This window comes from Acidovorax sp. SUPP950, assembly GCF_030158935.1.
Lineage (GTDB): Bacteria > Pseudomonadota > Gammaproteobacteria > Burkholderiales > Burkholderiaceae_C > Paracidovorax.
Genome location: NZ_BQXE01000008.1, coordinates 77,432 through 96,928, shown reverse-complemented (window position 1 = coordinate 96,928; position 19,497 = coordinate 77,432). Strand labels below are relative to the sequence as shown.

Here is a 19,497-nt window from a genome sequence, read left to right as displayed (position 1 = left end):
GCCGCGGCCCTGCGCGAAAACCCGGCAGAGCCGCGTGTTTGGCCGACAGGCCCCGTCTGCAACGCCGGGTAACATCGGCGCAGCCCCATAGCAGCCCCCTTGGCCGGACCCACAGACCATGAAACAGCCCATTCCCCACCAACGTGCCCTTTCATCGCCTCCCCTGGCCGGCCCTGCCGGCGCGGAGCCTTGGAAAGCGCGCACCTTGTGGACTTGCAGCACGGTCCTCGCCTCGGCCGTGCTGGCGGCATGCAGCAGCACCCCGCTGCCGCCCTGGCCCTCCTCCGCGCCGCCCCAGGCCACGGTGCCCGCGGCGCCCCGGCCCCAGACCGCGCGCGTGGTGCCGCCGCCGCTGGGCACCCAGCGCGCCGAGGTCGTCACCTCGCCGGTGCTGTCCACCCCCATCATTCCCAGCGCGGAGCCCGCGCCCGGCGCCACGCCGCCCGCCGCGGCCGCGCCCCCGGCCGACCTGCCCTACAGCGCGGCGGTCGCCGCCCGCTTCCCCGCGCCGGCCGTGCACTACGACACCCCCGGCTTGGCCGATGGGCGCCGCGCCTTCACCACCAATGCCGAGGCCGCCCAGTGGCTGCGGCAGCTCGCCGCCACGCCGCAGGGCGCCACCAAGGCCACGGTGCTGGACCTGGGGATGTCCCAGCGCGGCACGCCCCTGCAGGCCCTGGTGCTCACGCACGCGCCCAACACCGACGTGGCCAGCCTGGATGCGAGCGGCAAGCCCACGGTGCTGCTCATCGGGCAGCAGCACGGCGACGAGCCCGCCGGCGGCGAAGCCCTGCTGGTGATGGCGCGCGAACTGTCGCAGGGCCTGCTGGAGCCGCTGCTGGACCGCATCAACGTGGTCGTGGTGCCGCGCGCCAACCCGGACGGCGCCGAGGCCGGCACCCGCGCCACGGCCAACGGCACGGACATGAACCGCGACCACCTGCTGCTGAACACGCCCGAAGCCCAGGCCCTGGCGCGGCTCACGCGGGACTACCGCCCCATCGCCGTGCTCGATGCGCACGAATACACCGTCGCCGGCCGCTTCCTGGAGAAGTTCGGCGCCATCCAGAAGTACGACGCGCTGCTGCAGTACGCCACCACGGCCAACGTGCCCGAGTTCCTCACCAAGGCGGCGCGCGAGTGGTACCACCAGCCCATGGCGGCCGCTCTGCAGGGCCAGGGCCTGACCAGCGAGTGGTACTACACCACCTCCACCGACCCGCAGGACCGCCGCGTGTCGATGGGCGGCACGCAGCCCGACACGGGCCGCAACGTGAACGGCCTCAAGAACGCGGTCAGCCTGCTGGTGGAGACGCGCGGCGTGGGCATCGGGCGGCTGGACATCCAGCGCCGCGTGCATGCCCAGGTGACCGCGCTGTCCAGCGCGCTGCGCAGCACGGCCGAGCGGGCCGGCAACCTGGAGCAGGTGCGTTCGTTCGTGGTGCGCGACACCGCGGCGCAGGCCTGCCGCGGCCAGGTCGCCATCGAGGCGGGGCCGACCGCCACGCAACGCGACCTCGTCATGCTCGACCCCGCGACGGGCGCGGACCGCACCGTGCGCGTGGACTGGAACTCGTCGCTCGAATTGCGCACCGTCGCCTCGCGCCCCCGCCCTTGCGGCTACTGGCTCTCGCCCACGGCGGGCCAGGCGGCCGAACGGCTCAAGCTGCTCGGGCTGCAGGTCATGCGCGTGGCCGAGCCGGGTTCGCTCCTGAGCGACAGCTACCAGGAAACCGGCCGCGAGGAAGGCGTGCGCCAGGACGTGCGCGGCACCATCGCCGGCCAGCAGGACATCACCCGCGTGCGCGTGACCACCGTGCGCACCGCCATCGACGTGCCCGAAGGCAGCTACTACGTGCCGCTGAACCAGCCCCTGGCCAACCTGGCCGTCGCCGCGCTGGAGCCCGACACGCAGAACAGCTACTTCGCCAACCACCTGATCCCGGCGCTGGGCGACACGGCCCGGGTCATGGCCACGCCGTCGCTGGTGTTCGAAGAGGCCGACTGAAGCCGGGGCAAGACAGGCGCGGGGCCAGCGCCACGGCGCCGGCCTGCAGACGACCTGACGACCTGACGGACAGACGGGCAGACGGAAAGACGAGATGAGGCGCGCCAAGGCCCCGCAGATTGCTACAAAAATAGTAGCAATATGCCCTAGTCAATCATGCCGTGGAGCCCGATTCGGCTCAAACCGAAGCGTGCCGCTCCTCCAGCGCGCCCGGCGCCGTCGCCTCGGCCTGGCGCTCGCCGGCGCGGCCCAGGACATGCGAGGTCATCGCCGCGGCCAGCGCCTCCTCGCCGAGGAACACCTTGGCCACGCCCTCTTCCTGCTCCAGCAGCCGGGCCTCGGCCTCGTTGTGGCTGCGCACCACGGTTTCGATCTCCGGGTTGAGCGTGCGCGCCGTCGCGATGATCTGGCGCACGTCCAGCGTGTTCGGCGTGGCGATCACCAGCATGTGCGCCCGGGCGATGTGCGCCTGGATCAGCACGGCCGGCTCCACCGCGTCGCCGTAGACCGCCGCCATGCCGCCGTTGCGCAGCGTCTCCACCAGGTCGCGGTTCTGCTCGGCCACGACGAAGGGAATGTCGCTCTCCGACAGCGCCGCCGCGATGCGCCGCCCCACGCGCCCGTAGCCGACCAGCACCACCTGGCGCGCGAGGTACCGGCGGTGCGTGCTCAGGGGCAGCTCCGCCAGCGGGTCGTCGCGCTGCTCCAGCCGGCGCGCCAGGGCCGAGCGGGCGCGCAGCCACTCCTGCAGCGGGGCGATGGCATGGAACAGCAGCGGGTTGACCGCGATCGAGATGAGCGCACCGGCCAGCACCAGGCTGGCCCCTTCCGGCGGCAGCAGCCCCAGCGAGGCGCCCAGGCCCACCAGGATGAAAGAGAACTCGCCGATCTGCGCCAGGCTGGCCGACACCGTGAGCGCCGTGTTCAGCGGGTAGCGGAAGGCCAGCACCAGGGCGGCCGCCGCGAGCGTCTTGCCCAGGATGATGATGGCCACCACGGCCAGCACCTGGAAGGGGCGCTCCACCAGCACCCAGGGGTTGAACAGCATGCCCACGGAGACGAAGAACAGCACCGCGAACGCATCGCGCAGCGGCAGCGACTCCTGGGCGGCGCGGTGGCTGAACTCCGACTCGCGCATCACCATGCCGGCGAAGAACGCCCCCAGCGCGAACGACACGCCGAAGAGCGCGGCGGAGCCGAAGGCGATGCCCACCGCCGCCGCCACCACGCACAGCGTGAACAGCTCGCGCGAGCCGGTGCGCGCCACCTGCCAGAGGATCCAAGGGAAAACCCGCCGCCCCACCACCAGCATCAGCGCGACGAAGCCGCCCACCTGCGCGATGGTCCAGCCCAGCGCCTTCCACAGCTCGCCCGTGCTGCCCGCCCCGGCGGTGCCGTTCAGCCACTGCGCCAGCGGCGGCAGCAGCACCAGGACCAGCACCATGGCCAGGTCCTCCACCACCAGCCAGCCGACGGCAATGCGGCCGGTGTACGAATCCAGGATGCCCAGCGTCTCCAGCGCCCGCAAGAGCACCACGGTGCTGGCCACCGACAGCGCCAGGCCGAACACCAGCGCCCCGCCCAGGCCCCAGCCCCACCACAGCGCCAGGCCCATGCCCAGCAGCGTGGCCACCGCCATCTGCACCAGCGCCCCGGGCACGGCGATCTTGCGCACCGCCAGCAGGTCGCCCAGCGAAAAATGCAGCCCCACGCCGAACATCAGCAGCATCACCCCGATCTCCGCCAGCTGGCTGGCCATTTCGCCATCGGCCACGAAACCCGGGGTGAAGGGGCCGATCACCACCCCCGCGAGCAGATAGCCCACCAGGGCCGGCAGGCGGATCCGGGTCGCGATGAAGCCCAGCACGAGCGCCAGGCCCAGCGCCGCGGCAATGGTGTTGATGAGTGAGAGGCTGTGCGGCATGGGGTGATGGGGGAGCGGGCGCACCCGATGGGCGCCTGCCCTTGCGTTATACCCGCAAGCCCCCGGTTGCCGCAAAACGCCAGGGGCCAAAAAGACCGGGAAGGCCCCGGCAGGCAGGTATCATTCACGCCTCGCACGGACCCGCCTGCCATCGTCCCGATGTGCCACACAGCGTTTGGCCCGTGCTGCAGGGCCTGAAGGCCCCGCGTCTTTTTTCTTTTTCCGTCTGCCCGTAGCTCAACCGGATAGAGCAATTGCCTTCTAAGCAATAGGTCGGGGGTTCGAGTCCCTCCGGGCAGGCCAATCCATTTTTTCAACCACCGTCGGCGCAATCCCCGGTATCGATTCAGTGCCTGCCCACGCCTTGCATCCAGTGGCGGTGCGGAAAGCGCGCTGTCGACAACCCCGGGCTTCAGCCTTGGGCCTGGGTCTCGAAACGGCAGCTGTCGCCGTATTGGTACTCGGATGCGGCAGAGCGGAAGGCCTGCTGGCCGTCTCCATCGATGGCGCCATCGCCCTGTTGCCACTGGAGGCCGAGGCCGCCGAATTCCCCCATCTGGGCGGAGGGGGCGCTTTCGCCGAAACGCAGCGGCGAGGGAACAGCCGGGTTGGAAAACATGGGGAAACCCTCCAAAAACAGACCCGTCGTCTGGGGCTGCCATTGGGCGCCCGCACCGCAGCGCAGCGCGTCGGAAGGCCGGGCCGGCCGGCGTAGGCGCAATCCGACACCACCCGCGCGCGCCCCTTCCCCCCGCCGGCTGGCGGATCAAAGGGGGATAACGGTCCGGTGGCCGGGCGGAATGCGGTGGACGGGCTACTGCGACGGGGACGGCCGTGCCGGGGCATCCGGCAGCGCCGCGCGGCGCGACTCCAGCCGCTCGACCAACTGGGCGGCCAGGAACTGCAGCATCTCCACCTGCCGGGCCTCCAGCTCACGCGGCACCCGGTCGATCACGCACAGCGTTCCGAGCGCCTGCCCGGTCGAGGTGATGAGCGGCGCGCCGGCATAGAACTTGATGTTGGGCTCGCCCGTCACCAGCGGGTTGTCGGCAAAGCGTTCGTCCCGCGAGGTATCGCTCACGATCATCACGCTTTCCGGCACCTGGATCGCGTGGGCGCAGAAGGAATGCGCGCGGGGCGTCTGCCGCGCTGCCAGCCCCACCTTGGCCTTGAACCACTGCCGGTCGGCATCCACCAGCGAAACGAGCGCGATGGGCGTCTGGCACAGGGCCGCCGCCAGCCGGGCGAACTCGTCGAAGGCCGCTTCCTCGTCGGTGTCCAGGATGCGCATGGATTCCAGTTCGGCCTGGCGCAGCAGTTCCGACTGCGCCGCATCCGCCGCGGCCGATGGGGGCAGTGCCGCGCGCACCTTGCGGCGGCGCGGCCGCGCGGCGTCCGCGCCGCGGTGGATGCTGTCGTGCAGCACCTGGGCCAGTTCGTCCAGCGAATAAGGCTTGGGCAGCAGCGTGAAGCCGTGGTCGGGGCTTTGCGCCAGCACGTAGCTGTAGCCGCTGGACAGCACGATGGGCAGAGTCGCGCCGTAGCGCTGGCGGATCTCACGGCCCAGCTCGATGCCGCTCATGCCGGTCATGACCACGTCGGAGAACACTGCCACGAAGCGGCCCGGGCCGGCCTTCAAGGCCTCCAGCGCCTTCTCGCCGCTGGCCGTGACCACGGTGGTGTAGCCCAGTTCGTGCAGGGTCTGCTCGACGGACGCGGACACTTCCGCGTTGTCCTCCACCACCAGCACGCAGCCGCCGTTGCCCAGGGCCAGCCGGTCGTCGCCCTCGGCGGCCTGCGCGTCGTAGCCGGGGCGCGCGGCACGCGGCAGGTACAGGGTGAAACGGCTGCCCTCACCCAGCGTGCTTTCCACACGGATGTCGCCGCCGGACTGCTTGGCGAAGCCGAACACCTGCGACAGGCCCAGTCCCGTGCCGTGGCCCACGCCCTTGGTGGTGAAAAAGGGCTCGAAGATCTGCGTGAGGTGCTCCGGCGCGATGCCCGTGCCGCTGTCGATGATGGACACGGCCACGAATTTGCCCGGCACCGCGGGCTGCGACTGCAGCGCGGGAATCTCGGAGACGGCCCGCACCTCGATGGTGAGCTTGCCGCTGCCCTGCATGGCGTCGCGGGCATTGACGGCGAGGTTCACCAGGGCGGTGTCGAACTGACTCGGGTCGGCGTGCACGAAGCAGGCCGTCTCCGCCAGGTTCAGCTCGATCTCGATGCGCGCGCCCGCCAGGCTGGCGATCATGTCGCTGACCGCCCGGGTGTTGTGCCCGGCATCGAACACCGTGGGCTGCAGGGCCTGGCGCCGCGCGAAGGCCAGCAGCTGGCCCGTGAGCTTGGTCGCCCGCGTCACCGCGTTGGAGATGGACTCCATGAAACGGTGGCGCCGCTCGTCGGTGAGCTGCACGCGCCGCAGCAGGTCGATCGACGTTCGGATGACCGCCAGCACGTTGTTGAAATCGTGCGCGACCCCGCCGGTGAGCTGGCCGATGGCTTCGAGCTTTTGCGACTGGCGCAGCGCCTCTTCGGCCGTGCGCTCGCGCGTCACATCGCGCGCCACCGCATGGACCAGGCCCTCCTCGGGCACGGCGGTCCAGCTCAGCAGGCGGTAGCTGCCGTCTTCCTTGCGCCAGCGGTTCTCGAACACCAGCGTGGGCGCGCCGGCCTCCAGCTTGGCCAGTTCGGCGGCCATGCCCTCGGCATCTTCGGGGTGGATGAATTCGGCCACGGCGTGGCCGGCCATCTGGGGCTTCTCCCATCCCAGAAGGCGCGTGGCGGCGGGATTGACCGCGGCGATCACGCCCTGGAAGTCGCACACCAGCATGAGTTCGCGCGAGAGCGCCCACAGGCGGTTGCGGTCGCGCACGCTTTCGGCCTGCACGAGCTTTTGCTCGTGGATGTCGGTGCTGGTGCCGATCCACCGGCTGATGGCCCCGCCCCCCGTTTGCAGGGGCAGCGCCCGCACCAGATGCCAGCGCATCTCGCCGTCCGCGCGGCGGATGCGGAACTCGGTTTCATACTGTTCGCCGGAGGCGACGCTCGCCTGCCACAGCTGGGACACCGCCGGCAGGTCTTCGGGGTGCACGAGGCTCTTCCATCCGTCGCCGTCCAGCGTGCCCGGTTCGGCCTGGCTGTACTCATACACCCGGTCGTTGAACCAGTCCAGCTGGCCATCGCTCCGGGCGGTCCACACGTGGCTGGGCAGCGACTGGGCGAAGGTGCGGAACTCCGCCGCGCTGTCGGCCACCGCCTGCAGCGCCGCCTTGCGGTCAGTGATGTCCTGCACCACACCGACCATGCGAACGATCGCACCGTCCGGGCTGCGCACGAATTCGGCCTTGCGGGCGATCCAGCGCAGGGCGCCATCGGTGGCGCGGCGGATGCGGTACTCCACATCCAGCGGGGCCGATTCGGCGTTGCGGGTTTCGCGGGCGGAGCGGACCTCGGCGTCCTCGGGAATCACCAGCGCTTCCAGCGCCTTGGCGGGGATGGTCTCGGCCTCGGGCACGCCGAAGATGCGATAGAACTCGCGCGTGCCGTACAGCAGGTCGGTGGCCAGTTCGAGGGAGAACGTGCCCACGCCGCCCGCGTTCTGCGCGCGGTGCAGGCGTTCTTCGGACTGGCGCAGCGCCTCGGCGGCGCGGTGCTGCTCGGTGCGGTCGCGCAGCACCTTCACGAAGCCGATCGGCGTGCCGTCACCATCGCGGATCGGCGTCATCTCGCCGTTGGCCCAGAAGCGCTCGCCGGATTTGCGCACGTGCCAGCGCTCGTCGGTGCCCACGCCCCGCGTGAGCGCGGCCTGCATCTCCATCTCCATGCGGTGCGCGGCGCGGTCCTCGGGGGTGAAGATCCGGGCGGCGTCGTGGCCCAGCATTTCGGATTCCGTCCAGCCGAGCACGCGGCGGGCACCTTCGTTCCACCGCGTGACCTGGCCCTGCAGGTCGAACGCGATAATGGCGTAGTCGATGGCGCTGTCCAGGATCTGGCGGTTGCGGATGTCGGTATCCGGCAAGGGTGCCGATGGCGCGGCGGCCTCGCTCCACTGCGCGATCGCGGCCTGCACGGACTGCGGCCAGTGCACGGCGGGCCCCAGGGGGGTCAGGGACCAATCGAACTCGGAGATCGCTCGCGCGTCGGGGCGGCTACCCGGGGAATCGGCAGAGCCGGCGGCCGCTGGGCCGGGGACGGTGTGCATTGAGAAAAAACCTTTGAATCGCTCGCTCGTTGGGTGTCGATGTGCAGTCCGGCCCGGCCGTTGCCGGCGGTCTCCCGAGGCTGCTCAGCCTGGCATCATGCCTTTTTTCCAAAAGGCCCGAGTGCCAGCCGGGCCGCAGCGCCGGGGCTCAGCCCGGCCCGCCGAACCGCTCGCGGTAGGCCTGCGGGGTGATCCCCAGGCGGCGCAGGAACAGCCGGCGCAGCGGCTCGTCCGACCGAAAGCCCACCCGCGCCGCCACGGTTTTGAGCGGCAGGCCGTTCTCTTCCTCCAGCAGCCGGCGGGCGCCTTCCAGCCGGGCGGTCTCGATGAAGTCCGAGGGGCTTTGCCCGCATTCCTGCAGGAACACCCGGCGGAAGTTGCGCTCGCTCATGGCCGCCCGCGAAGCGAGCTGCTGCAGGGGCAGGGACTCGGCCAGGTGCGACAGCACCCACGCCTGCACCTCGCGGATGCCCGGGTGGCGCGTGCCCTGGCTGGCCAGGTGCATGCTGAACTGCGATTGCCCGCCGGGGCGCTTCAAGTACATCACCAGGTCGCGCGCCACCTCCAGCGCCAGGGTGCGGCCGAAGTCCTCCTCCACCAGGGCCAGCGCCAGGTCGATGCCGGCGGTGACCCCGGCCGAGGTCCACAGGTTGCCGCTGCGCACGTAGATCGCGTCGGCATCCACGCGCACGGCGGGGAAACGGCGCTGCAGCAGATCGGCCACGCTCCAGTGCGTGGCCGCCTGCGCGCCGTCCAGCAGGCCGGCCGCCCCCAGGAAGAAGCTGCCCGAGCACAGTGCCACCATGTGCCGCACCCGCGGCGCCGTGGCCGCCGCCCAGGCCACCACGCCGGGGGAGGCCGCCAGCGCCGTCTCGATGTCGCGCGACCCCACCACCAGCGCGATGTGCGGATCGGGCCCCTGCCCCAGCTGGCGCGTGGCCCGTAGCGACATGGCCGTGTCGGAAGGCACGTCGCCCAGCCCTTGAGCCGCCACCGACACCGCATAGCCCGGCGGCTGGCCGCGCCGCGCCAGGTGCACGTTGGCATAGTCGAACACCGACATGGGGCCGATCGCCTCCAGGGCCTTGAAGCCGGGGTAGACGACGATATCGACGGTGTAGGGAGTGGACATGACGGGCAGAAACCAAGAAATCAAAAGACGGCGGGCGGCACGACCCGCTCCAGCGGCCAAGATGCCCGGCACGGCGGCCAAACACGGCCGGGGCCCGCGCGGCGCGCGGCGGAGCGGGCCAAACGCTTTTACGCTCGCGGCACCGGCATGCAGGACCGTCCGGGCGCCGCCCGGGCCGGATTGGCGCAGCGATTGTCGCCGGCCGATCCGGCCATGCCAGGCGGCCAGACCTGCCGCATCTGCTAGAAAGACTGCTGCAGCCGCCCGAGGCGCCGCGCCCGCCGGCATAAAACGCCGCCGTGCCCCTCCCTTTTGCGAGCCACCGAACCACCCACTGACAGGAGCCCCATCCCATGAAAACCCAAGCCGCCGTCGCCTGGAAGGCCGGAGAACCCCTCACCATCGAAACCGTGGACCTGCAGGGCCCGAAATTCGGCGAGGTGCTGGTCGAAATCAAGGCCACCGGCATTTGCCATACCGACTACTACACCCTCTCCGGCGCCGACCCGGAAGGGATCTTTCCCGCCATCCTGGGCCACGAAGGCGCCGGCATCGTGGTGGACGTGGGGCCGGGCGTGACCACGCTCAAGAAGGGCGACCACGTGATCCCGCTGTACACGCCCGAATGCCGCCAATGCAAGTTCTGCCTGTCGCGCAAGACCAACCTGTGCCAGTTGATCCGCGGCACGCAGGGCAAGGGCCTGATGCCGGACGCCACCAGCCGCTTCAGCATCGACGGCCAGCCCATCTTCCACTACATGGGCACGAGCACGTTCAGCAACTACACCGTGGCCCCCGAGATCTCGCTGGCCAAGATCCGCGAGGACGCCCCGTTCGACAAGGTCTGCTACATCGGCTGCGGCGTGACCACCGGCATCGGCGCGGTGCTGTTCACTGCCAAGGTGGAGGCCGGCGCGAACGTGGTGGTGTTCGGCCTGGGCGGCATCGGCCTGAACGTGATCCAGGGCGCCAAGATGGTGGGCGCGGACAAGATCATCGGCGTGGACATCAACCCCGCCCGCCAGGAGATGGCGCGCCAGTTCGGCATGACGCACTTCATCAACCCGAATGAGGTCGAGAACGTGGTGGACGCCATCGTGCAGCTGACCGACGGCGGCGCGGACTATTCCTTCGAATGCATCGGCAACACCAAGGTGATGCGCCAGGCGCTGGAGTGCACGCACAAGGGCTGGGGCCGCAGCATCATCATCGGCGTGGCCGAGGCCGGCGCCGAGATCAGCACGCGCCCCTTCCAGCTCGTGACGGGCCGCAAGTGGGAAGGCTCGGCCTTCGGCGGCGCCCGGGGCCGCACCGACGTGCCCAAGATCGTGGACTGGTACATGGAGGGCAAGATCGACATCGACAGCCTGATCACCCACACCATGCCCCTGGCCGACATCAACCACGGGTTCGACCTGATGAAGCGCGGCGAGTCGATCCGCGGCGTGGTCATCTACTGACCGCCCCGCGGCAGACCCCGATGGTGCCCGCCATGGACCGCATGGAACCCCTGCGCCGGATCGAGGCCGGCGTGCTCGACGTCGCGTATTTCGAGGCGGGCCCCGCCGGGGGGCCGCCCGTCGTGCTGCTGCACGGCTTTCCCTACGACATCCATGCCTATGCCGAGGTCGCGCCGCGGCTGGCTGCGCAAGGGTGCCAGGTGGTGGTGCCGTTCCTGCGGGGGTACGGCCCCACGCGGTTCCTGAGCGCGGCCACGCCCCGCTCGGGCGAGCAGGCGGCATTGGGCGCGGACCTGCTGGCGCTGCTCGATGCGCTGGCGATCGAGCGCGCGGTGCTCGCCGGCTACGACTGGGGCGGGCGCGCGGCCTGCGTGGTCGCGGCGCTGTGGCCCGAGCGGTGCGCGGGGCTGGTTTCGCTCAACAGCTACAACATCCAGGACATCGGCCGGGCCATGGCGCCCGACACGCCGGCCAACGAACAGCGCCTGTGGTACCAGTACTACTTTCACAGCGCACGGGGCGCGGCCGGCCTGGCGAACGACCGGCGGGCCCTCACCCGCCTGCTGTGGCAGTCGTGGTCGCCGACCTGGACGTTCGACGAGGCCACCTTCGAGCGCAGCGCCGCCGCGTTCGACAACCCCGACTTCGTGGACGTGGTGATCCACTCGTACCGCCACCGCTTCGGCTTGGTCACGGGCGATCCGGCGTACGCCGGGATCGAATCGCGCCTGGCGGCGCAGCCGGCCATCCGCGTGCCGGCCATCACCTTCGACGGCGTGGACGACGGGGTTCGCCCGCCGGCCGATGCCTCGGCCCATGCCGCGAAGTTCAGCGGCCTGCGCACGCACCGCTGGGTGCCCGGCGCCGGCCACAACCTGCCGCAGGAGGCCCCCGAGGCCTTTGCCGATGCGGTGCTCGAACTGGTCCGTGCCACGCCTTCTTCTTCACTTCCCACGCCATGACCCATCCCCTCCAGACCCTGTCAGAACACCGCAGCTTCGGCGGCACCCAGCGCTTTTACCAACACGACTCCACCGAGATCGGCCTGCCGATGAAGTTCTCGGTGTACCTGCCGCCGCAGGCCGCCCACGGCCCGGTGCCCGCGGTGCTGTACCTGGCGGGGCTGACGTGCAACGAAGAGACCTTCATGGTCAAGGCCGGCGCGCAACGCCGGGCCTCGGAACTGGGCCTGGCACTGATCGCGCCCGACACCAGCCCCCGCGGCGCCGCGGTGGAGGCCCTGCCGGACGCCACCGCCCGTTGGGATTTCGGCATCGGCGCGGGCTTCTACCTCGATGCGACCCAAGCCCCATGGCGCACGCACTGGCGCATGGAAAGCTACCTCGTTCAGGAACTGCTTCCCCTGCTGGGCCGGCACCTGCCGATCGACCTGGACCGCCTGGGCGTCTTCGGCCACTCCATGGGCGGCCATGGAGCGCTGACGCTGGCGCTGCGCCATCCCGGCCGCTTCCGGTCGCTCTCGGCCCTGGCGCCGATCTGCGCGCCCACGCAGTGCCCCTGGGGAGAGCGGGCGTTCACCGGCTATCTGGGCGCGGACCGCACGGCGTGGGGCGAGCATGACGCCACGGTGCTCATGGAAAACCAGCCGCTGGCCCCCTACCCGGCCGGCATCCTGATCGACCAGGGGCTGGGCGACAAATTCCTCGCCGAGCAGCTTTACCCCGAGCGCTTCGAAGCCGCATGCCAGGCCATCGGGCAGCCGCTCACCCTGCGCCGCCACGAGGGGTACGACCACGGGTACTACTTCATCCAGACCTTCATCGAGGACCATCTGGCGCACCACGCCGGGCAGTTGGCATAGGCCGGCGGGCCCACCTACCCGTTTTGTAACGCCACGGGTAAGCCCTTAATTTGCACTTAAGGCTGGCGCTCAAGAATGCGCCATGGCTCACATTCTGCAGCCGCAGTTGCGGCTTATTACAAAGACGAGCAAGGGAGCGTTGGGACATGCGGGGCTGGACCTTCGCAACGCCCTGCATCCGGCTTGGATCATCACCATCATCAGCCTCTGGCTGGCCACGGCCTGCAATGTGCCTTTGTGGCGGGCTCTTCTGCAATTGCCCAATGCCCACAGCCTGCGCGGCTGGGCGTTCCTGATGGCATTCGTCTTGGCAGTGGCCGCCGCCAATGCCGCGGTCATCGGCTTTCTCGCGTGGGGTCGCCTTCTCAAGCCCATGCTGGCCGTGGGTATCTTGCTGGCCGCTCTTGGTTCTTACTTCATGACGGCCTACGGCATCGTGATCGACACCGGCATGATCACCAACGTCCTGCAGACCGATCCGCGCGAGGCGGCCGACCTGCTCGACTGGCGCCTGCCGCTCACGATCGTGGCGCTGGCAGGGCCGCCCCTGTGGTGGCTGGCGCGCACCCGTGTGAAACCGCTCGGCGTTGCCCGGCAGATGGTGTTCCACGGCCTGCTGCTGCTGGGCTCGCTGGCCCTGGCCGCGGGCTTGGTCTTCGCCGTGTTCCAGGATTTTTCCTCCGCCATGCGCAACCACACGCAGCTGCGCTATCTGGTCAACCCCCTGAACAGCATCTATGCCGTGGGCAATGCCGCTGCGCGCCCCCTGCGCCGGGATGCCGGCCCGCTGATGCCACTGGGGCGCGATGCCAGGCTGGGGGCGTCCTATGCCGGCCAGGGCAAACCGCCGCTGCTGGTGCTGGTGCTGGGCGAGACCGGGCGCAGCGGCAATTTCGGCCTCAACGGCTACGGCCGCCCGACGACGCCCGAGCTGTCCGCGCGCAACGACCTCGCCAGTGCCCGCAACGCCTGGTCCTGCGGCACCAGCACGGCGGCCTCCGTGCCCTGCATGTTCTCCAACCTGGGGCGCACCGCCTACGAGGCCAGCCACATCCGCTCCGAGGGGCTGCTGGACGTGCTGCAGCATGCCGGTCTGGCCGTGCTGTGGGTGGACAACCAGTCGGGCTGCAAGGGCGTGTGCGACCGCGTGGCCGAGGCCAGCACCTCGGCCAAGCCCGACGACCCCCAGTGGTGCGCGGACGGTAAGGAATGCCTGGACGACGTGATGCTCAAGGGCCTGGACGCCCGCATCGCGGCGCTGCCGGCCGATCAGCGGGCGCGCGGGACCGTGGTGGTGCTGCACCAGATGGGCAGCCACGGCCCGGCGTATTTCAAGCGGTCGCTGCCTTCGCAGAAGACCTTCCAGCCCGAATGCCGGACCTCGGCGCTGCAGGAATGCCAGCGCCAGGAAGTGGTCAACGCGTACGACAACAGCATCGTGTCCACCGACCATTTCCTCAATGCCACCATCCAGTGGCTGGCCGCGCAGTCGGGCACCGCGCAGACCGCGATGATGTACGTGGCCGACCACGGCGAGTCGCTGGGCGAGAACAACATCTACCTGCACGGCATGCCCTACGCCATCGCGCCCGATGTGCAAAAGCATGTGCCGTGGATCACCTGGCTGTCGCCCGCCATGCAGTCGCGCACCCGCACGGCCACCGCCTGCCTGCAAAAGGACCTGGGCGAGCGGCGCCTGTCGCACGACAACTACTTTCACTCCATCCTCGGACTGATGGACGTGCAGACCAGCGTTTACGAGGCGTCGAAGGACATGTTCGCCACCTGCCGGAACGCTGCCGCCGCAGGCTGACCCCCCCCGCCGCGCGGCGACAATCGCGCCCATGAACCTGCGGTTTGTCGAAGCCTTCCACTGGGCCGCCTCGCTCAAGAGCATCACGCGGGCGGCCGAAAAGCTGCACATCACGCAGTCCGCCCTGTCCAGCCGCATCGCCGCGCTGGAAGAGGAACTGGGCGTGATCCTGCTGGACCGGCGCGAGCGCCTGTTCCGCCTCACCGCCGCGGGGCAGCGCTTTCAGCTGCTGGCCGTTCGCCTTCTGGAACTGCAGCGGCAGGTGAAGGAAGAACTGGGCACCAGCCCGCACGCGCCGGTGGCGCTGCGCATCGGGGCCATCGAATCGGTCGTGCACAGCTGGCTCACCGGCTGGCTGCAGGAGATGCGCAAGACCCGCCCCGACTTCGAGCTGGAGCTGACCGTGGAAACCTCGCCCGTGCTGGTGGACCAGGTGCGGCGCGGGGCGCAGGACCTGGTGTTCACCTCCCTGCCCGCCACCGACACCGCGGTGCGCACGCGGACCATGCCGCCGCTGGAGCTGGTGTTCGTCGGGCACCGCACCCTGCACTCCGCGGGGCGGTACGACCTGCAGCGGCTGGCGCAGCACGACCTCATCACATTCCAAAAGGGCTCGCACCCGCACCAGAGCCTGCTCCAGCTGTTCCAGGAATCGGGCGTGGCCGTGCCGCGCATGCACGCCATCTCGTCGATTTCAGCCATGCTGCAGCTCGTGGAAGCGGGATTCGGCATCGCGGTGCTGCCGCGCGCCGTCACCCAACGGCTGTCGCACCGCATGCCGCTGCACATCTTGCGGGCCTCGTGCGCGCTCACCGCCCTGCCCATCCACGCCAGCTATCGCGAAGACCCTGGCTCGGGAATCACCGAATCGGTGCTGGAATCGGCCCAGGCGTACGTGACCCAGACCCAGACTGCCCGAAAAAAGCGCACGCCGCGCTGACCGCACCGTCGCAGTGCACGCGCCCCCGGGAAAGCCCGGATGGCATTGGCACACTTTTCGCAATATTGAAAATTCAGTGGTCGCCATCGATTTTTTCGATGACGTGAACGCAAAATTTTGCGTTGGATTCGCCGCCGTGCGGCTTTCAGAATTCGCGGCATTGCCACCACCGCAGGCCCGCATTCCAGGGCTTTCACGACGATGCCATCCCCTGTTCTTTCCCCCGGCGCCGCCGCCGGGCTGACCGCCCGGTCCACCGCCCGAGACGTGCGCGCGGCCGCCCGCGCCGGTCAACTGGCGGACCACACGAGCGGCCTGGCCAGCGACTACGTGCAGGTCAATCTGGCCATCCTGCCCCAGGCGCTGGCCACCGAGTTCCAACGCTACTGCGAGCGCAACCCGCGCGCCTGCCCGGTGCTGGCGGTCAGCGAGCCCGGCTCGCCCGCTCTGCCCGCGCTGGGCGCGGACATCGACATCCGCACCGACCTGCCCCGCTATGCCGTGTGGCGCGACGGCGTGCAGGTGGACACGCCCACCGACCTCTTCCAGCACTGGCGCGACGACCTCGTGACCTTCGCCATCGGCTGCTCGTTCTCGTTCGAGCATGCGCTGCTGGCCGATGGCATTCGCCTGCGGCATGTGGACCAGGGCCGCAACGTGTCCATGTACCGCACCGACCGCGCCACCGAGCCCAGCGGCGCGTTCCGCGGGCCGCTGGTCGTTTCCATGCGCCCCATGGCGGCCGCGGACGCGATCCGCGCCATCCAGATCACCTCGCGCATGCCGCAGGTGCACGGCGCCCCCGTGCACCTGGGCGACCCGGCGCTCATCGGCATCCGCGATCTGTCCCGGCCCGACTACGGAGACGCCGTGGCCGTGCAGCCGCATGAGCTGCCGGTGTTCTGGGCCTGCGGCGTGACGCCCCAGGCCGCCATCGCGGCGGCCCGCCCCGCCTTCTGCATCACCCACGCGCCGGGGCACATGCTGGTCACCGATCTGCTCAACCGCGATCTGGTGACCGCCTGACGCCGCCCTTCCTGTCCCCCCCCTTCCAAGAAAGACTTCGCACCATGTGGCTCCGGCACACCTCCCCCACCGAGCGGCGCACCCTGGCCGCCACCTTCGCAGGCTATGGCGTCGATGGCTTCGACTACATGATCTACACCTTCCTCATCCCCACGCTGCTGGCCGCGTGGAACATGTCCAAGGCGGAAGCCGGCTACATCGCCACCGGCGCGCTGCTCACCTCCGCCATTGGGGGCTGGGCCGCGGGCGTGCTGGCCGACCGCTACGGCCGCGTGCGGGTGCTGCAGTGGACGGTGCTGTGGTTCACGCTGTTCACCTTCCTGAGCGGCTTCACCGAATCGTTCGGCCAGCTGTTCTTCACCCGCGCCATGCAGGGCTTCGGCTTCGGCGGGGAATGGGCGGTGGGCTCGGTGCTGATCGCGGAAACCATCTCGGCCAAGCACCGCGGCAAGGCGGCCGGGCTGGTGCAAAGCAGCTGGGCCGTGGGCTGGGCCGCTTCGGCGCTGGCGTTCTGGGGCGTCTATTCGGTGCTGCCGCCGGAGATCGCCTGGAAGGTGCTGTTCTGGATCGGCATCGTGCCCGCCGTGCTCATCATCTACATCCGCCGCAACATCCAGGAGCCGCCGGTGTACCTGGCGGCCCAGGCCCGTGCCCGCGCCGCCGGCACGCAGGGCAGCTTCCTGCGCATCTTCCACCCCTCGCTGCTGCGCACCACGGTGCTGGCCAGCCTGCTGGCCACCGGCATGCAGGGCGCCTACTACTCGGTCACCACCTGGCTGCCGACGTTCCTCAAGACCGAGCGGCACCTGTCCGTGCTGGGCACCAGCACCTACCTGCTGGTGCTCATCGCCGGCTCGTTCGTGGGCTACCTCACCAGCGCGTGGCTGTCGGACGTGATCGGCCGGCGCCGCTGCTTCATCCTGTTCGCGGCGATGGGCATGGCGCTGGTGCTGGCGTACACACAGATCCCGATCACGGACGGGTGGATGCTGGTGCTGGGCTTTCCGCTGGGGTTCTTTTTGTCAGGCATCTTTTCCGGAATGGGCGCATTTTTGTCAGAACTGTTCCCCAGCGACGTGCGGGGCTCGGGCCAGGGGTTCTGCTACAACTTCGGCCGCGCCATCGGCGCCATCTGCCCGGCGCTGGTCGGCACGCTGAGCAACACGCTGCCGCTGGGCCAGACAATCGGCTGGATCACCGCCATCTGCTACGGGTTGGTGATCGTGGCGGCGCTCGCCCTGCCCGAAACGCTGGGCCGGGAACTGAGCCCCGAGGCCGCGCCCATCCACTGAGCCACCATTGCGCGGTGCGGAAAAGGGCAAAAAGGGAGCCCGTTTTCACCGGGTGGCAGGCCGCGGGGTGCGGATCGAGCACGTAACTTGCATATGTATCCAACCGTTGCGAACACCTGACAGAAAGGGGTAGCCCGACTGCCAGACGAGGGGTGTTCACAGCCATACTGCGACCCATCCCAATGCCTTCCGTACGCCCTCCTGAAAGGACCCCTTCCATGAAAAAACTGACCTTGCGGCAAAAGCTCTGGCTCCCGCTGGTCCTCGCGTTGCTGGGGCTGCTGGCACTGACCTTCGTGAACGCGTGGCAGACCCGGCAGATCCAGTACCAGGCCCGGCAATCGGCCCTCTCCGACATCACCGACATGGCGCTGACCGTGGCCAGCGATTACGAAAAGCAGGCCCAGGCCGGCAAGATGAGCCAGGAGGAAGCCCGCAGCGCCGCCCTGGCGCGCATCGCCTCGCAGCGCTACGGCAAGGACGGCTACGTCACCGTGATCGGCTCCGACTCGATCATGGCGATGCACCCCATCAAGCCCGAGCTGAACGGCAAGAACATGATTGCCTTCAAGGATGCCAAGGGCAACCTGCTCTACGTGAACATCGCCGCCGCCGGCGCGCAGGGTCGCGGGTTCCTCGAATACTGGTGGCCGCGCCCGGGCAGCGACGCCCCCAGCCCCAAGATCGGCTACGTGGTGCGCTTCAAGCCCTGGAACTGGGACCTGGTGGCCGGCGACTACGTCGATGACATCGAACAGGCCTACCGCGCCTCGCTGTACCGCGCGATCGGCTTGCTGGCCCTGCTGGGGCTGGTGATCTCGGCCCTCACCGGGCTGGTGGTGCGCGACATCGAACGCTCCGTGGGTGGCGAGCCGCGCGCCGCCGCCGGCGCCGCGATGCGCATGGCCGACGGCGACCTGCAGGCGGAGATCCCGCTGCGCGCCCGCGACGAACAAAGCCTGATGTACGCCATCGGCTTCATGCGCGACCGGCTCGCCAGCATCCTGCACCGCATCCAGCAGGCCACCAGCACCATCGACCATGCGGCCAGCGAGATCGCCCAGGGCAACGGCGACCTGTCGCGCCGCACCGAGCAGCAGGCCTCTTCGCTGCAGCAGACCGCCTCCAGCATGGAAGAGCTGACCGCCACCGTGCGCCAGAACGCCGACAACGCCCGCCAGGCCGCGCAGTACGTCTCCAGCACCGCCCAGACCGCCGTGCAGGGCGGCCAGGTGGTCAACCAGGTGGTGGAGACCATGCGCTCCATCAGCGCCAGCTCGCGCAAGATCAACGAGATCATCGGCGTGATCGACGGCATCGCCTTCCAGACCAACATCCTGGCGCTGAACGCGGCGGTGGAAGCCGCCCGCGCCGGCGAGCAGGGCCGGGGCTTCGCCGTGGTGGCCTCCGAAGTGCGCGGGCTGGCCCAGCGCAGCGCGGCCGCCGCCAAGGAAATCAAGACCCTCATCAGCGAATCGGTCAACGAGGTCCATGCCGGCTCCGAGCTGGTCGAGAAAGCCGGCAAGACCATGGGCGAAGTGGTCGAGTCCGTGCACCGCATCTCGGGCCTGATGGAAGGCATCGCCTCGGCCAACGTGGAGCAGACGGCCGGCATCGAAGAGGTGAACCGCGCCGTCTCGCAGATGGACGAGATGACGCAGCAGAACGCCGCCATGGTGGAAGAAGCCAGTGCCGCCACCTCGGCCATGGCCTCGCAGGTGGCCGTGCTGCGCGAGGCGCTGGCCGTGTTCCAGCTGGGCGAGGCCGCAGCCCTTGCGGCCGAGCACCACCCCACGCCGGCCCCGGCGCCCAAGGTCTCGCCACGGCCTTCCACCCGCCTGCTGCGCGCCTGACCAGGCCCGCAGCGCGGGCTGGC

13 protein-coding genes and 1 tRNA gene are annotated in these 19,497 nt (G+C 69.8%); 10 read left to right on the top strand and 4 right to left on the bottom strand.

The features are described from left to right. The first annotated feature begins 118 nt into the window (after positions 1–118). Entirely contained in the window at positions 119–2,008 is a 1,890-nt protein-coding gene (locus tag AVME950_RS22075) for a M14 family metallopeptidase (protein ID WP_502869440.1), read from the top strand. Positions 2,009–2,186: 178 nt separating this feature from the next. Here AVME950_RS22075 and AVME950_RS22070 read toward each other — a convergent pair whose 3' ends face one another. Further along, on the bottom strand, positions 2,187–3,932 hold the full coding sequence (locus tag AVME950_RS22070; protein ID WP_284431472.1) for a cation:proton antiporter domain-containing protein: 1,746 nt from the start codon (positions 3,930–3,932) through the stop codon (positions 2,187–2,189). A 226-nt stretch (positions 3,933–4,158) separates the two neighbouring features. Between AVME950_RS22070 and AVME950_RS22065 the strand changes: the two genes are divergently transcribed. Beyond that, a tRNA-Arg gene (locus tag AVME950_RS22065) sits at positions 4,159–4,235 on the top strand. Positions 4,236–4,344: 109 nt separating this feature from the next. Here the strand turns inward: AVME950_RS22065 and AVME950_RS22060 are convergent. The 3 genes from AVME950_RS22060 to AVME950_RS22050 all read right to left on the bottom strand — a co-directional run bounded on the left by AVME950_RS22060 (position 4,345) and on the right by AVME950_RS22050 (position 9,268). Further along, complete coding sequence (locus AVME950_RS22060; protein WP_284406146.1) at positions 4,345–4,551, bottom strand: hypothetical protein; 207 nt, start codon at positions 4,549–4,551, stop codon at positions 4,345–4,347. 195 nt (positions 4,552–4,746) lie between these two features. Then, on the bottom strand, positions 4,747–8,136 hold the full coding sequence (locus tag AVME950_RS22055; protein WP_284431471.1) for a PAS domain S-box protein: 3,390 nt from the start codon (positions 8,134–8,136) through the stop codon (positions 4,747–4,749). A gap of 148 nt (positions 8,137–8,284) precedes the next feature. Then, the gene (locus tag AVME950_RS22050) at positions 8,285–9,268 is read right to left on the bottom strand and encodes a GlxA family transcriptional regulator (RefSeq protein ID WP_284431470.1); all 984 of its coding nucleotides are present in this window, start codon (positions 9,266–9,268) and stop codon (positions 8,285–8,287) included. A 353-nt stretch (positions 9,269–9,621) separates the two neighbouring features. Here AVME950_RS22050 and AVME950_RS22045 point away from each other — a divergent pair, with 353 nt between their 5' ends. The 8 genes from AVME950_RS22045 to AVME950_RS22010 all read left to right on the top strand — a co-directional run bounded on the left by AVME950_RS22045 (position 9,622) and on the right by AVME950_RS22010 (position 19,474). Continuing rightward, complete coding sequence (locus tag AVME950_RS22045; protein ID WP_092744641.1) at positions 9,622–10,728, top strand: S-(hydroxymethyl)glutathione dehydrogenase/class III alcohol dehydrogenase; 1,107 nt, start codon at positions 9,622–9,624, stop codon at positions 10,726–10,728. Positions 10,729–10,760: 32 nt separating this feature from the next. Beyond that, positions 10,761–11,690, top strand: coding sequence for an alpha/beta fold hydrolase (locus AVME950_RS22040; RefSeq protein ID WP_284431469.1), 930 nt, complete (start codon positions 10,761–10,763; stop codon positions 11,688–11,690). Beyond that, entirely contained in the window at positions 11,687–12,550 is an 864-nt protein-coding gene (gene fghA / locus AVME950_RS22035; protein WP_284431468.1) for an S-formylglutathione hydrolase, read from the top strand. Before AVME950_RS22040 ends, fghA begins: the two co-directional genes overlap by 4 nt. An 82-nt stretch (positions 12,551–12,632) precedes the next feature. Further along, entirely contained in the window at positions 12,633–14,363 is a 1,731-nt protein-coding gene (locus AVME950_RS22030; protein ID WP_284431467.1) for a phosphoethanolamine transferase, read from the top strand. Between the two features lie 31 nt (positions 14,364–14,394). Beyond that, positions 14,395–15,303, top strand: a complete 909-nt coding sequence (locus AVME950_RS22025; RefSeq protein ID WP_284431466.1) for a LysR family transcriptional regulator — start codon at positions 14,395–14,397, stop codon at positions 15,301–15,303. 201 nt (positions 15,304–15,504) lie between these two features. Continuing rightward, positions 15,505–16,329, top strand: coding sequence for a putative hydro-lyase (locus AVME950_RS22020; RefSeq protein WP_284431465.1), 825 nt, complete (start codon positions 15,505–15,507; stop codon positions 16,327–16,329). A gap of 44 nt (positions 16,330–16,373) precedes the next feature. Continuing rightward, positions 16,374–17,621, top strand: a complete 1,248-nt coding sequence (locus AVME950_RS22015; RefSeq protein ID WP_284431464.1) for an MFS transporter — start codon at positions 16,374–16,376, stop codon at positions 17,619–17,621. 218 nt (positions 17,622–17,839) lie between these two features. After that, complete coding sequence (locus AVME950_RS22010; protein ID WP_284431463.1) at positions 17,840–19,474, top strand: methyl-accepting chemotaxis protein; 1,635 nt, start codon at positions 17,840–17,842, stop codon at positions 19,472–19,474. Positions 19,475–19,497 lie beyond the last annotated feature (23 nt).